Here is a 14,302-nt window from a genome sequence, read left to right as displayed (position 1 = left end):
AAGGGGGCCTTGCACGACATGCCCATCCCCGCTCTCCGTCTCCGGTCCTCCGGCGCCGGGGGGTTTTCGGCTGACCACACTTCAGAGAAGCGGACCCATGCCCAAACGCACCGACATCAAATCCATCTGCATCATCGGCGCGGGTCCGATCGTCATCGGACAGGCATGCGAGTTCGATTATTCCGGCGTCCAGGCCTGCAAGGCGCTGCGCGAGGAAGGCTACCGGGTCATCCTCGTCAACTCCAACCCGGCCACCATCATGACCGACCCCGGTCTGGCCGACGCCACCTACATCGAGCCGATCACCCCGGCCGTCGTCGCCAAGATCCTGGAGAAGGAGCGTCCCGACGCCCTCTTGCCGACCATGGGCGGCCAGACCGCGCTGAACACGGCGATGGCGCTGTCCGACGACGGCACGCTGGAGCGTCTGGGCGTGGAGATGATCGGCGCCAAGCGCGACGTCATCGCCAAGGCCGAGGACCGCATCCTGTTCCGCGACGCCATGGACAAGCTGGGCCTCGAATCGCCGAAGTCGCGCATGGTCCGCACGCTGGACGAGGCGATGGAGGCGCTCGACCTCGTCGGACTGCCGGCGATCATCCGTCCCAGCTTCACCCTGGCCGGCACCGGCGGCGGCATCGCCTACAACCGGGCGGAGTTCGAGGACATCGTGCGCGGCGGCCTGCGCGCCAGCCCGGTCGGCGAGGTGCTGATCGAGGAGTCGGTGCTGGGCTGGAAGGAGTATGAGATGGAGGTCGTGCGCGACGGCGCCGACAACTGCATCATCGTCTGCTCCATCGAGAACATCGATCCGATGGGCGTCCACACCGGCGACTCGATCACCGTCGCCCCGGCGCTGACGCTGACCGACAAAGAATACCAGATCATGCGCAACGCCTCGATCGCGGTGCTGCGCGAGATCGGCGTCGACACCGGCGGCTCGAACGTCCAGTTCGCGGTCAACCCGGCCAACGGCCGCCTGATCGTGATCGAGATGAACCCGCGCGTGTCGCGCTCCTCGGCGCTGGCGTCGAAGGCCACCGGCTTCCCGATCGCCAAGATCGCCGCCAAGCTGGCCGTCGGCTACCGCCTGGACGAGCTGACCAACGACATCACCGGCACCACGCCCGCGAGCTTCGAGCCGACGATCGATTACGTCGTCACCAAGATGCCGCGCTTCACCTTCGAGAAGTTCAAGGGCTCGGAGCCGCTGCTGACCACCTCGATGAAGTCGGTGGGCGAGGCGATGTCGATCGGCCGCACCTTCCAGGAGTCGGTGCAGAAGGCGCTGCGCTCGATGGAGACCGGTCTGACCGGCTTCAACGAGCAGAAGATCGGCGGGGAGGACAACCCGGACCGCACCGCCATCCGCGGCGCGCTCGCCACCCCCACCCCCGACCGCCTGCTGGTCATCGCCCAGGCCTTCCGCCACGGCTTTTCGGTGGAGGAGGTCCAGGCCGTCTCCAAGTACGACCCGTGGTTCCTTGAGCAGATCAAGGAGATCGTCGACCGCGAGGCGGCGATCCGCGACGGCGGCCTGCCGACTGACAAGGCCGGCTGGCTGAAGCTGAAGCAGATGGGTTTCTCCGACGCCCGTCTGGCCGAGCTGGCCAAGACCACCGAGGCGGCGGTCGCGGCATCCCGCCGCATGGCCGGCGTCACCCCGGTCTACAAGCGCATCGACACCTGCGCCGCCGAATTCGCGTCCGCCACCCCCTACATGTACTCGACCTACGAGACCGACGGGACCGGCGAGGCGGAGTGCGAGTCCGAGCCGACCGACAAGCGCAAGGTCGTCATCCTCGGCGGCGGTCCGAACCGCATCGGCCAGGGCATCGAGTTCGACTATTGCTGCGTCCATGCCGTCTACGCCCTGCAGGAGGCCGGCATCGAGACCATCATGGTCAACTGCAACCCGGAGACCGTCTCCACCGACTACGACACCGCCGACCGCCTGTATTTCGAGCCGCTGACGGCCGAGGACGTGGTGGAGCTGGTCCGGGTCGAGCAGCGCAAGGGCAACGTGCTGGGCTGCATCGTGCAGTTCGGCGGCCAGACCCCGCTGAAGCTCGCCGCCGCGCTGGAAGCCGCCGGCATCCCGATCCTCGGCACCTCGCCCGACGCCATCGATCTGGCCGAGGACCGCGAGCGCTTCCAGAAGCTGCTGCATGAGCTGAACCTGAAGCAGCCGGCCAACGGCCTCGCCCGTTCGCTGGAAGAGGCTGAGGCCGTCGCCAGCCGCATCGGCTTCCCGGTCGTCATCCGTCCGTCCTACGTGCTGGGCGGCCGGGCGATGGAGATCGTCCACGACATGGCCGGGCTCCAGCGCTACATGGGCACCGCGGTGCAGGTGTCGGGCAAGAACCCGGTGCTGATCGACAGCTACCTGCAGGACGCCATCGAGGTCGACGTCGACGTCGTCTGCGACGGCACCGACGTGTATGTCGCCGGCGTGATGGAGCACATCGAGGAGGCCGGCATCCATTCCGGCGACAGCGCCTGCGCCCTGCCGCCCTACACGCTGCCGGCCGACATCATCGCCGAGATCAACCGCCAGTCCGACGCGCTCGCCCATGCGCTGAAGGTGGTCGGGCTGATGAACGTGCAGTTCGCGGTCAAGGACGGCACCGTCTACATCCTGGAGGTCAACCCGCGCGCCAGCCGCACGGTGCCCTTCGTCGCCAAGGCCACCGGCACCGCCATCGCCAAGATCGCGGCGCGCGTCATGGCGGGCGAGAAGCTGGGCGCCTTCACCCTGAACGGTCCGACGCCGCCGCACACCGCGGTCAAGGAAGCGGTCTTCCCCTTCGCCCGCTTCCCCGGCGTCGACATCGTGCTGGGTCCGGAGATGAAGTCGACGGGCGAGGTCATGGGCCTCGACCACAACTTCGCGCTGGCCTTCGCCAAGGCGCAGCTCGGTGCCGGCGTCACCCTGCCGGTCAAGGGCAGCGTCTTCGTCTCGGTCAAGGACCGCGACAAGCCGGCGCTGGCGGTGATCTCCAAGAAGCTGCACGACATGGGCTTCCGCATCCTCGCCACGTCGGGCACCGCCAAGGTGCTGAGCGATGCCGGCGTGCCGGCGGAGACCATCAACAAGGTGGTCGAAGGCCAGCCGCACATCGTCGACGCCATGATCAACGGCGACGTGCATCTGGTCATCAACACCACGGAAGGCGCCCAGGCGCTGTCCGACAGCTTCAGCCTGCGCCGCACCGCGCTGACCTACAACATTCCGTATTACACCACCGTGGCGGGCGCACGCGCGGCAGTGGAAGCGATTGCCGCACTTCGGAACGGCAGCCTTGAAGTCGCTCCGTTGCAGTCGTACCTTAGCGGATCGTATTAAGGACGGACGACGGCGCGGCGGACCTCCTCCGCGCCGTCTTCGTCCTTGATGTCGCTTTGGACAGGTCGAACGACTGCAAGCGGTGATGGACCGAACATGGAAAAAGTTCCGATGACAGCGGCGGGCTTCAACCGCCTCCAGGAGGAATTGAAGCACCTTAAGATCACCGAACGCCCGGCGGTCATCAAAGCCATCGCGGAAGCCCGCGAACATGGCGACCTTTCGGAAAACGCCGAGTATCACGCGGCGCGCGAACGTCAGAGCTTCATCGAAGGCCGCGTGCTGGAGCTTGAGGACAAGATCAGCCGTGCCGAGGTCATCGACCCGGCCAAGCTGACGGGCAATACCGTGAAGTTCGGTGCGACCGTGACCCTGGCCGACCAGGACACGGACGAGGAGACGACCTACCAGATCGTCGGCCAGGACGAGAGCGACATCAAGAACCGCCTGCTGTCGATCCAGGCGCCGCTGGCCCGCGCCCTGATCAACAAGTCCGTCGGCGACAGCGTGGAGGTCTCCACCCCCGGCGGCTCCAAGCTGTACGAGATCGTTTCGGTCGAGTTCCGCTGATAATCGGCCCTTTCCCCCGGAAGTCCCCCTCTCCCCCCCCGCTCACGCGCAAACTTCGTTTGCGCTGACGCGACAGGCGGACCTCCGGTCCGCCGAAAGCGGGGAGAGGGTCGGGGTGAGGAGGATGCACCGCGTGACGCCACCCGGCGCGCTACGCCTTTGCCTCTGACGTAATCCTCGCTACGCGTCCCCCTCACCCTCTCCCCAGGGGGGAGAGGGGACGTTTAGCCCCCCCTCATCCCCGCAGCTTGTCCCTGAAGAATTCCGTTACCCGCCGGATCGCGTCCGAGCGGGCGTCTTCGTTCGTGCCGACATGGGCGGTTCCATCGGGCGCGGTGGCGAGGTCCTTGCGCTTGCGCACCGGGGCGTCGGGCGCGTCGAAGCCGTGGTAGGCGTCGGGATAGACCACCAGTTCCATCCGGTCCTTCACGCCCTCGCGCCCGGACAGTTCGATGCAGTTCTGCGGCGGGGTCCAGTCGTCCTTGTCGCCGACCAGCAGCAGCAGCGGACCGTCGGGCTGCCAGTCCTCGTCGCTCAGCGGCGCCCGGCAACCGGGATAGAAGGCCACGGCGGCGCGGAATCCACCGGCTTCCGATCCCGCCGGCCCGTCTTCCCCGGCGCCATAGGCGGCCAGCACGGTGCCCGCCCCCTGCGACCAGCCGATCAGGCCGATGCGGCCATGGTCCACCTCCGGCCGCCTGCGCAGGAAGGCCAGCGCCCCCCAGGCGTCGTGCTTGCGCTCCACCGTGGCGCGGACGGTGCGGTCCTTCAGCGCGGTGGTGCAGACCTCCTCCACGTCGCGCGGGCCGAAGCTGTCGACCATCAGCACCTCGTAGCCCTGGCGCTGCAGGTGGGTCGCCCACCAGACATGGCGCGGCGACACCCGGCCGTTGCGCGCATAAAGGCCGCCGCAGCCATGCAGCATGACCACCGCCGGGTGCGGACCGGCGCCCGAAGGACGCAACAGCCGCCCGGTCAGCATCGTCGGCGCCCCGCCGGTCAGGTCGCCATCGGTGGACGGAAAGCGGACGATCTCCTCGGCGTGGACGCCGACCGCGGCATGGGCCGGTGCCGCCACGGTCGACATCCCGGCGGCGAACAACCCGATACCGGCACACAGCGCCGCACCCAACACAGCCGCGCGACCGCGGGCGGAAGCCTTCATTCTCCAGCGTCCCCGACACCCGGCGCCGGCCACGACGGCGGCGCTCGCGGTTGCAATATTAAACCCCGGCGATGCGGAAGGCCATGGCCGCCCCGCAATTGTCCCCGGACCCAGCCCTGCCCGATGGTGGACGCTGCCTTGCGGTCCTGTTTGCGCTAGGCTGCGGACCCATGACCGATGCCCCCGCCCCGCCCGCTCCACCACCCGATGCCACGGGTCCCGCCGCTTCTATCCCCGCCTTCGGCGCCTTCTGCCTCTACTGGCTGCGGCTGGGGCTGACCAGCTTCGGCGGGCCGGCCGGGCAGATCGCGATGATGCAGAGCGAACTGGTCGACCGCCGCCGCTGGATCGACCAGACGCGGTTCCTGCACGCGCTGAACTTCTGCATGCTGCTGCCGGGGCCGGAGGCTCAGCAGCTCGCCACCTACATCGGCTGGCGGCTGCACGGGGTGCGCGGCGGGCTGGTGGCGGGCGGACTGTTCGTGCTGCCGGGCGCCCTTGTCCTGCTCGCCCTGTCCTGGATCGCCGCCGCCCATGGCGACACCGGGCTGGTCGGCGCGCTGTTCGACGGCATCAAGCCGGCGGTGGTGGCGATCATCGTCGCCGCGGTCTGGCGGATGGGCCGCCGCACGCTGAAGGGGCCGGCGGCGGTGGCGATGGCCGGCGCCGCCTTCCTCGCCCTGTTCGCGCTGAACCTGCCCTTCCCGCTGGTCATCGGCACCGCGGCGGTGGTCGGCGGCGTCGCGGCGCGGATGGGCCGCCACTGGTTCGCCCACCCGCATCCGGTGGCGGACGGCGGTGCCATGGAAGACGCGGCGGAGCCGTCGCCCAGGCCCGGCCGGCTGCTGGTCCTGGCGGCGCTGTTCGTCCTGCTGTGGGCGGTGCCGGTGGGGGCGGTGCTGCTGGTCTTCGGGACCGATCCCTGGCGCGGCATCGCGGCGCTGTTCACCAAGGCGGCTTTCGTCACATTCGGCGGGGCCTATGCGGTGCTGCCCTATATCGCCGGGCAGGCGGTGGACGCCTATGGCTGGCTCGGCCCGCGCGAGATGGTCGACGGGCTGGCGCTGGCGGAGACGACGCCGGGGCCGCTGATCCTCGTGACTCAGTATGTCGGCTTCTTCGCCGGCTGGAACCGGCCGGGCGCGCTGTCGCCGGGGGTCGCGGGAACGCTGGGGGCGGCGCTGACGACCTACGTCACCTTCCTGCCCTGCTTCCTGTTCATCTTCGCCGGAGCCCCCTATGTGGAGCGGCTGATCCACAACCGTCTGGCCGCGGGGGCGCTGGCCGCCATCGCCGCGGCGGTGGTGGGGGTGATCCTGAACCTGGGCGTCTATCTGGGGATGGCGGTGCTGCTGCCGGACGGGCAGTCTGCCGGACACATGATCTGGACCTGGGCGATCATGCTGGGCGCGCTCTACGCCCTGACGCGGCGCGGCGTGGCGATCCACTGGGTGGTGCTGGGGGGAGCCGCGGCGGGCCTGCTCCAGGCGCTCGCCGCATCTTCCCTGTAGAAGGCCGTTACGCCTTGCCCGTTCAGCGCCGGGTGGCGCGGGCGGGCGGCGTCTCGGCCTCGTCCTCGACGAAATCCTCGTCCTCGTCGTCCTCGGTCCCTTCCGGGATGTCGGGCGAATCGACGTCTATCGGAACGCCGGGGGTGTGCTTGCTGGTGCGGATCGACAAGGCCGACTTCACATGGGCGACGTTGGGCGCCGAGGTCAGCTTGGTCGTCAGGAAGCGCTGGTAGTCGTCCCAGTCCTCCGCCACGATCTTCAGGACGAAATCATATTCGCCGGCCAGCATGTTGCACTCACGCACGAGCGGCCAGCTGTTGACGAGCTCCTCGAATTTCTTTAGGTCCGCTTCGGCCTGGCTGCTGAGGCCGACCTGGGCGAACACCGTGACGCCAAACCCCAGTGCATCGGGGTTGACGTCGGCGTGGTAGCCACGGATGAATCCCGCCTCCTCCAGCGCGCGGACGCGGCGCAGGCAGGGCGGAGCGGAGATGCCGGCACGTCGGGCAAGCTCCACGTTGGTCATCCGGCCGTCGTTCTGCAGATCGCGCAGAATCCGACGGTCAATTCGGTCGAGTTTGACCCGCCGCATGGTTTTACTCGGTCGCTCCGGGGATGATTTGGAGAAAGGATATTACACGGGCATGGTGTCTACGCCAAGACCGAAACCCCCGCAAGGGCGAGCAACCCGGATAACGGTCTTTTCGCCGCAATCCCCTCCGCAGCCCCAACGATCCGAGTTCAAATGCAATCCTTGACCTGCTGGGTGGTGTCGGACGGCAAGGCCGGCATGGAAAACCAGTGCATCGGGCTGGCCGAGGCGCTGGGCCTGACGCCGGTGATCAAGCGTGTCCGCCTGCGCACCCCCTGGCGCCAGCTGACCCCCTACTGGCGCATCGGCAACCGCTTCGCCGCCGGCCCCAAGGGCGATCCGGTGGAGCCGCCCTGGCCCGACCTCCTGATCGGCACCGGCCGCCAGTCCATCGCCGTCTCGCTGGCGGTGCGCCGCCAGTCGCGCGGACGGACCTTCACCGTCCAGATCCAGGATCCGGTGATGAACCCGCGGCATTTCGATCTGGTCGTCGTGCCGCGCCACGACAAGCTGCGCGCCGACAACGTGCTGGTGACGCGCGGTGCGCTGCACCGGGTGACGCCGGCCATCCTGGCCGACGCGGCCGAACGCTTCGCCCCGCGGCTGGCCCATCTGCCGCACCCGCGCATCGCCGTGCTGATCGGCGGCGACAACGGCGTCTACCGCCTGACGCCCACCATCATGGGCGACGTGGCCGAACGGCTGGCCAACCTGACGCGCACCCATGGCGCCGGGCTGATGGTCACCCCGTCGCGCCGCACCGGCGCCGACAACGAGGCGATCCTGCGCGCCCGCCTGTCCGGCCTGCCGGCGGAGGTGTGGGACGGCACCGGCGAAAACCCCTATTTCGCCTATCTCGGCCTCGCCGACGCGGTGGTCGTGACCTGCGACAGCGTGTCGATGACGTCGGAGGCCTGTTCCACCGGCAAGCCGGTCTATGTGATCGAACTGGACGGCGGGTCGCCCAAGTTCCGCGCCTTCCATGACGGCCTGTACCAGGACGGCATCACCCGGCCCTTCGACGGCTCGCTCGACCACTGGAGCTATCAGCCGATGGACGAGACGCGGATCGTCGCCGAGGAGGTGATGCGCCGCCTGCCCGCGCACCGGAAGCGGCACGGTCTGGCGTAAGGGGCCGGCGGGGTGCGGCGGCAAGATGGGGCGGCAAGATGGGGCGGCGCGACCAATGCGCGCACCCCTTCGGCGCGATCCTTTGCCTGCGGAGTTCGGGGACGGACCATGCCATAAGCGCTGGCAGACCGACCGCCCTCCGTCAGGCCGGTCGGGGGCCGTCCTTCCTTCCGGATCAATCGCCACCATGACCGCCGCCGACACGCTCGCCACGACCTCCACCGCCGACACCGTTTCGGCCTCCTTCCTGCGCTGCCTGGAGCGCAGCCGTCTGTCGGAGATGCCGTACAAGCATTGGCTGCTGTCCGAAGCCCTGCCGGAGGACGCCGCCGACGCCATCGCCGACCTGCCCTGGGGGCCGCCGCGGGTGTCCGACACCTATGGCAAGCGCGAGACCAACAACGCGTCGCGCACCTATTTCGGCGAGGAGAACCGGGCGAAATACGCGGTGTGCGAGACGGTCGCCCAGGCTTTCCAGGGCCGTCCGGTGGTGGAGGCGATCCAGCGCACCTGCAGCGTCGACCTGTCCGGCACCAGCCTGCGCATCGAATATTGCCAGGACACCGACGGCTTCTGGCTGGAGCCGCACACCGACATCGGCGTCAAGAAGTTCACGATGCTGATCTATCTGTCCAAGGGCCCGAACTGCTCGCACTGGGGCACCGACGTGCTGGACGAGACGCGGACGGTGGTCGCCCGCGCGCCCTACGCCTTCAATGAAGGCCTTATCTTCATCCCTGCAAGCAATACCTGGCATGGGTTCGAGAAACGTCCGATCGACGGCGTGCGCAAGTCGATTATCGTCAACTATGTCGGTCCCGAATGGCGGGCGCGGCAGGAACTCTGCTTCCCTGACAAACCTATTGCATAAAACTTCCGTCGTGTTTAAGTGACGCCGGTTTTGGGGGGCAATGCCACTGTCGGCACGCTCGTTGGGAGTTCAGTACCCATGTCCATGCTCGATCTGGACAAGTTCCGCGCCACCCCTCTGCAGCACGACCCCTTCGACTTCCTGTGCGTTCCCGGCTTCGTGAAGCGTGAGTTTCTCGAGGATCTGCACCGCGACTATCCCAAGGTCGACAAGCCCGGCTCCATCCCGCTGGGCGTCTTCCCCCAGGGGCCGAGCTTCGACCGGCTGATCGCCGAACTGAAGGGGCCGGAGGTCTGCAAGGCCTTTTCCGACAAGTTCGGGCTCGACCTGTCGGACTATCCGACGATGTTCACGGCGCGCGGCATGTGCCGGCCGACCGACGGCAAGATCCACCCGGATTCGGCCAGCAAGGTCGTCACGGTGCTGATCTACATGAACCCGCCCTGGGAGGCCACCGGCGGCCGCCTGCGCATCCTGCGCACCCAGAACCTGGAGGATTACGCCGCCGAAGTCCCGCCGGAGGAAGGCACCCTGATGTGCTTCCGCCGCAGCGACACCTCCTGGCACGGCCATTACCCCTTCGAAGGCCAGCGCCGCGCGATCCAGATGAACTGGGTCAAGGGTAGCGTCTACATCTGGCACGAACAGTGGCGCCACCGCATCGGCGCCTGGGCCAAGGGCGTGTTCGGCGGGCAGGCCAAGGGGTATTGAGGGGGCGTTGATTGCGCTGAAATGCTTGTCCGGTGCCCCCACCCCAACCCTCCCCCGCTGGGCGGGAGAGGGGGCAGGTACTAAAGCGGGAGAGTGGCGGCAGTCCCTCCCCCGCCCAGCTCTCGCACAAAGCTATGCTTTGTGCTGACGCGGCAGGCGGACCGTAGGTCCGCTGAGAGCGGGGGGAGGTTAGGTGGGGGTCTAACGTCCCCTAGAATCCACCCTCACCCCACCACCATCGCCGCCAGCGTCTCCAACCTGTCCGCCTCCTGCGCCGGCTTGTCCCAGCGGATGCGGTGGACGCGCGGGAAGCGCATCGCCAGCCCGCTCTTGTGCCGGGTCGACGGATGCACGCTGTCGAAGGCAACCTCCAGCACCAGCCCGGCCTCCACCTCGCGCACCGGTCCGTAGCGGCGGGTGGTGTGGTTGCGCACCCAGCGGTCCAGTTCGATCAGTTCGGCGTCGGTGAAGCCGGAATAGGCCTTGCCGACCGGCACCAGCTCCTCGCCGCGCCAGACCCCGAAGGTGTAGTCGGAATAATAGCTCGACCGCTTCCCGTGGCCGCGCTGGGCGTACATCATCACGGTGTCGAGCGTCAGCGCCCCGCGCTTCCACTTGAACCACGGCCCCTTCGGCCGCCCGGCGAGATAGGCGCTGTCGCGCCGCTTCAGCATCAGCCCCTCGATGCCGTTCTCCCGCGCGCCCTCCCGCATCGCCACCAGCTCGTCCCAGCCGCCGAAAGGCACCAGCGGCGACAGATCCATCCGCCGCGGCTGCACCGCCTCGAACCAGCGCTCCAGCCGGGTGCGGCGTTCGACGAAGGACAGGCCGCGCAGATCCTCCCCGCCGTCGAACAGGATGTCGTACAGCCGCACCCAGGCAGGCCCGTCGCGCAGCATCTGCGCCGTCACCGTCTTGCGGTTCAGCCGCTGCTGCAGATCGTTGAAGGGCGCCACCACCCCGTCGCGCGCCACCAGCAATTCGCCGTCCAGCACCGCGTCGAAGCTCATGTGATCGACGATGTCGGGAAAGGCGCCGGACACGTCGTCGCCGGTGCGGCTGTAGAGCCGCCGCTCGCCGCCGCGGGCCACCATCTGCACGCGGATGCCGTCCCATTTCCATTCGGCGGCATAGGCGGCGGGGTCGAGCGCGGCGCGGTCCTCCTCCTCCAGCGGGTGGGACAGCATCATCGGGCGGAAGCCGGCGCCGGACCCGGTCGCCGGTCGCTCCGCCCGTCCCTCCAGCCAGGCGAACAGTTCGGCATAGGGCGCGGTCAGCCCGTGCCAGACCTCCTCCACGTCATCGACGCTCACCTCCGGCCGGGCCGCCTTGCCCCATTCCGCCAGTGCCGTCTTGGCGAGCCGCGCCGACACGCCGATGCGCAGCGCCCCGGTGATCAGCTTCAGCAGGGCGAAGCGCCCCGACGAGTCGAGCGTGTCGAGCCAGCCCTCCACCATTCCGATCACCTGTCCGCGCTTGGCGGCCCGCAAGCCCTCCACCACCTCGTCCAGGCTGGGCGGCAGGCTGTTGGCCCGTTCATGTCGTTCGGGCCAGATCAGCGCCACCGTCTCCGCCAGATCGCCGACATAGTCGTAGGACAGCGCCAGCAGCTCCGGATCGACCCTGGTCGCCGCCAGTTCGCGGATCGCCGCCGGCTTGGCCTCGCGGAAGCTCAGGGCTCCGGTCAGCGCCGCCAGCGCCCATCCTCGCTCGGGGTCGGGCGCCGTGGCGAAATGCTCGACCAGCAGGCGGATCTTGCCGTTGCGCGACGGCATGAAGACCAGCGCGTCGATCAGCGCGGCAAAGCGGTTCACGACGCCTCCCCCTCCCCGGCCTTCTCCGGATTCCCTTCCGAATCCTCGTCCTCGAAACCAATCAGCGCCAGGGCGCGGGCGCGGATGCCGCGGCTGGTGGCGTAATGGACCAGCGCCTCCTCCCGCCCATGCGTCACCCAGACCTCCGGCGCGCCGACATCCTCCAGCGTCTGGCACAGCTCGTCCCAGTCGGCATGGTCGGAGATGACCAGGGGCAACTCCACCCCTCGCTGGCGGGCACGCTGGCGCACCCGCATCCAGCCCGACGCCACCGCCACCACCGGATCGGCCAGCCGCCGCGCCCAGCGGTCGGCCACCGCCGCCGGCGGGGCCAGCACCAGGGCGCCCTTCAAATCCTCCTTCGCCGCCACCGTGGCGGGCCGCAGCTCCCCCAACTCCACACCCCATTCGCCATAGAGCCGGCACAGCGGCTCCAGCGCGCCATGCAGCCAGATCGGCCGGTCGTATCCCGCCGCCCGCAGCAGCGTGATCAGCCGTTGGCATTTGCCCAGCGCATAGACGCCGACGACATGGCTGCGCTCCGGGAACAGCGCCATCGAATGCAGCAGCTTCCCCACCTCGCCCAGATCGGGCGGGTGGCGGAACACCGGCAGGCCGAAGGTCGCCTCGGTGACGAAGACGTCGCAGGGCACCGGCTCGAACGGCGCACAGGTGCGGTCGAGGCGACGCTTGTAGTCGCCCGACACCACCACGCGCGACCCGGCATGTTCCAGCACCACCTGGGCACTGCCCAGCACATGGCCGGCCGGCACCAGCCGCACCCTGACGTCGCCGATGGTCAACCCCTCGCCATACTCCAGCGCTTGCAGGCTGCCCCCCACGCCTGCGCCCATCCGCTGGCGCATGATGGCGAGCGTTCCCGGAGTCGCCAGCACATGGCGGTTGCCGGGCCGGGCATGGTCGGAATGGCCGTGGGTGACGACCGCGCGCTCCACCGGGCGCACCGGGTCGATGTAGAAGCCACCCGGCTCGACATAGAGCCCTTCGGGAAGGACCTTGATCCACCTGTCGGGGTGGGGACGATCTGGATTGGATTGGTGTGCAGCGGACATGCGTCCTAATATAGGGCGTTCCATCCGCCCCCCAACATCGGAGACACAGCACATGCACCCGATCCTGCTGCCGACTCCCGAGGTTGCCGACGCACTTGCCGCAAACCGTCCGGTGGTGGCGCTGGAATCGACGGTGATCTCCCACGGCATGCCCTATCCCCGCAACCTGGAGACCGCCCGCGCGCTGGAGGCGGAGGTTCGGGCCGCCGGGGCGATCCCCGCCACCATCGCGGTGATGGACGGGCGCATCCGAATCGGCCTGGACGACGAGGCGCTCGAACGTCTGGCGACCGGCGGCCACGCCGTGCGCAAGCTGAGCCGCCGCGACCTGCCCGTCGCCATCGCCACCGGCGCGCTCGGCGCCACCACGGTGGCGGCGACGATGATCGGGGCGCGGCTGGCAGGCATATCCGTCTTCGCCACCGGCGGCATCGGCGGCGTCCATCGCGGGGCGGAGACCAGTTTCGACATTTCCGCCGACCTGGACGAGCTGGCGCGCACGTCGGTCTGCGTGGTCTGCGCCGGGGCCAAGTCGATTCTCGACCTGCCCAAGACGCTGGAGGTGCTGGAGACCCGCGGAGTCCCGGTGCTGGGCTTCGGCACCGACGAATTCCCCGCTTTCTACAGCCGCCGCAGCGGCCTGCCCGTCGATCATCGCTGTGACAACGTGACCGCGGTGGCGGACATTCTGCGCGCGAAATGGCAGCTTGGCCTGGAAGGCGGCGTGCTGCTGGCGAACCCGATCCAGCCCGCCGACGAGCTTGACGCCGACGCCATGGAAACCGCCGTCGCCCAGGCGCTGGCCGACGCGGAATCCAATGGAATCAAGGGAAAGGACATCACTCCCCACCTGCTGGCGGCGCTGGAGCGCATCACCGGCGGGCGCAGCCTGACCGCCAACATCGCGCTGATCCGCAACAATGCGCGGGTCGCGGCCGGTGTCGCCGCCGCCCTTGCCGCCACCTAGAACCGAATGGATAGGCCATACCTCAGCTGGGGTAAGGCTTTAGCCTCGCCCCCGGCTTAAGACCCCGTTAACCGCCTGCGCGCAAATCTGTCGTCATCGAACGAGCGGAGGCTTCTATGCGCGCACCCAGCAGCACCTCGACCCTGGTTTCCCGGATGATCGCGATGGCCGGCCAAGGCGACGAGGCGTCGGGCATCGCGGAGATGAAGGAGCCGGCCCACGTGAAGCGCATCGTCTGGGCCTCCCAGGCGGCGAAGCTCCGGGTCTCCCTGTCCTCCCGCACCATCCACGAGATCGAGAGCGCCGTCACCGCCGACCTGGACAGCATGGAGCTGCCGGAAGTGTTCTTCACCTCGGTCGAGGTGAACGGCCATGTGGTGACCTGCGACCTCGACGCCTCCGGCACCGCCTCCATCTTCGGGCTGATCGAAGCCCACGAGTACGACGATCTGGTCGAAGAGGCCGGCGACGATGCCCTGTTCGGCGTCGATTGGGACGGCGTCTACGTCACCCCGGCCCGCACCCGGCACTGATCCGGGGACACAGGTCCT

At 68.6% G+C, this 14,302-nt stretch carries 12 protein-coding genes; 8 read left to right on the top strand and 4 right to left on the bottom strand.

What is annotated here, in order from left to right; all coding sequences use genetic code 11:
- Positions 1-97: 97 nt before the first annotated feature.
- Together carB and greA are read left to right on the top strand one after the other, a co-directional pair.
- Entirely contained in the window at positions 98-3,346 is a 3,249-nt protein-coding gene (gene carB, locus J2Y49_RS23185; protein ID WP_310117355.1) for a carbamoyl-phosphate synthase large subunit, read from the top strand.
- 96 nt (positions 3,347-3,442) lie between these two features.
- On the top strand, positions 3,443-3,916 hold the full coding sequence (gene greA, locus J2Y49_RS23180; RefSeq protein ID WP_063633617.1) for a transcription elongation factor GreA: 474 nt from the start codon (positions 3,443-3,445) through the stop codon (positions 3,914-3,916).
- Between the two features lie 235 nt (positions 3,917-4,151).
- Here greA and J2Y49_RS23175 read toward each other — a convergent pair whose 3' ends face one another.
- Positions 4,152-5,081, bottom strand: a complete 930-nt coding sequence (locus J2Y49_RS23175) for a dienelactone hydrolase family protein (RefSeq protein ID WP_310117354.1) — start codon at positions 5,079-5,081, stop codon at positions 4,152-4,154.
- A gap of 170 nt (positions 5,082-5,251) precedes the next feature.
- On the opposite strand from J2Y49_RS23175, the gene chrA reads away from it, so the two are divergent.
- The gene (chrA, locus tag J2Y49_RS23170) at positions 5,252-6,592 is read left to right on the top strand and encodes a chromate efflux transporter (RefSeq protein WP_310117353.1); all 1,341 of its coding nucleotides are present in this window, start codon (positions 5,252-5,254) and stop codon (positions 6,590-6,592) included.
- Between the two features lie 22 nt (positions 6,593-6,614).
- Here chrA and J2Y49_RS23165 read toward each other — a convergent pair whose 3' ends face one another.
- Complete coding sequence (locus J2Y49_RS23165) at positions 6,615-7,184, bottom strand: Lrp/AsnC family transcriptional regulator (protein ID WP_149228206.1); 570 nt, start codon at positions 7,182-7,184, stop codon at positions 6,615-6,617.
- 153 nt (positions 7,185-7,337) lie between these two features.
- Here J2Y49_RS23165 and J2Y49_RS23160 point away from each other — a divergent pair, with 153 nt between their 5' ends.
- The 3 genes from J2Y49_RS23160 to J2Y49_RS23150 all read left to right on the top strand — a co-directional run bounded on the left by J2Y49_RS23160 (position 7,338) and on the right by J2Y49_RS23150 (position 9,897).
- Positions 7,338-8,315: a mitochondrial fission ELM1 family protein gene (locus J2Y49_RS23160; protein ID WP_310117352.1), complete on the top strand. Its 978-nt coding sequence runs from the start codon at positions 7,338-7,340 to the stop codon at positions 8,313-8,315.
- A 187-nt stretch (positions 8,316-8,502) separates the two neighbouring features.
- The gene (locus tag J2Y49_RS23155) at positions 8,503-9,186 is read left to right on the top strand and encodes a 2OG-Fe(II) oxygenase (RefSeq protein WP_310117351.1); all 684 of its coding nucleotides are present in this window, start codon (positions 8,503-8,505) and stop codon (positions 9,184-9,186) included.
- Between the two features lie 78 nt (positions 9,187-9,264).
- The gene (locus J2Y49_RS23150) at positions 9,265-9,897 is read left to right on the top strand and encodes a 2OG-Fe(II) oxygenase (RefSeq protein WP_310117350.1); all 633 of its coding nucleotides are present in this window, start codon (positions 9,265-9,267) and stop codon (positions 9,895-9,897) included.
- A 224-nt stretch (positions 9,898-10,121) separates the two neighbouring features.
- Here the strand turns inward: J2Y49_RS23150 and J2Y49_RS23145 are convergent, their stop codons facing one another.
- Both J2Y49_RS23145 and J2Y49_RS23140 read right to left on the bottom strand, forming a co-directional pair.
- Positions 10,122-11,711, bottom strand: a complete 1,590-nt coding sequence (locus J2Y49_RS23145; RefSeq protein WP_310117349.1) for a cisplatin damage response ATP-dependent DNA ligase — start codon at positions 11,709-11,711, stop codon at positions 10,122-10,124.
- On the bottom strand, positions 11,708-12,784 hold the full coding sequence (locus tag J2Y49_RS23140; RefSeq protein WP_310117348.1) for a ligase-associated DNA damage response exonuclease: 1,077 nt from the start codon (positions 12,782-12,784) through the stop codon (positions 11,708-11,710). Before J2Y49_RS23140 ends, J2Y49_RS23145 begins: the two co-directional genes overlap by 4 nt.
- Before the next feature lie 52 nt (positions 12,785-12,836).
- On the opposite strand from J2Y49_RS23140, the gene J2Y49_RS23135 reads away from it, so the two are divergent.
- Both J2Y49_RS23135 and J2Y49_RS23130 read left to right on the top strand, forming a co-directional pair.
- Complete coding sequence (locus J2Y49_RS23135) at positions 12,837-13,751, top strand: pseudouridine-5'-phosphate glycosidase (RefSeq protein WP_310117347.1); 915 nt, start codon at positions 12,837-12,839, stop codon at positions 13,749-13,751.
- Between the two features lie 116 nt (positions 13,752-13,867).
- Positions 13,868-14,284, top strand: a complete 417-nt coding sequence (locus tag J2Y49_RS23130; protein WP_149228212.1) for a hypothetical protein — start codon at positions 13,868-13,870, stop codon at positions 14,282-14,284.
- Positions 14,285-14,302 lie beyond the last annotated feature (18 nt).

This window comes from Azospirillum sp. BE72, from assembly GCF_031455875.1.
Taxonomy (GTDB): domain Bacteria; phylum Pseudomonadota; class Alphaproteobacteria; order Azospirillales; family Azospirillaceae; genus Azospirillum.
Note: the sequence above shows the minus strand (reverse complement) of the source record. Positions and strands in the feature narration are given on the sequence as shown.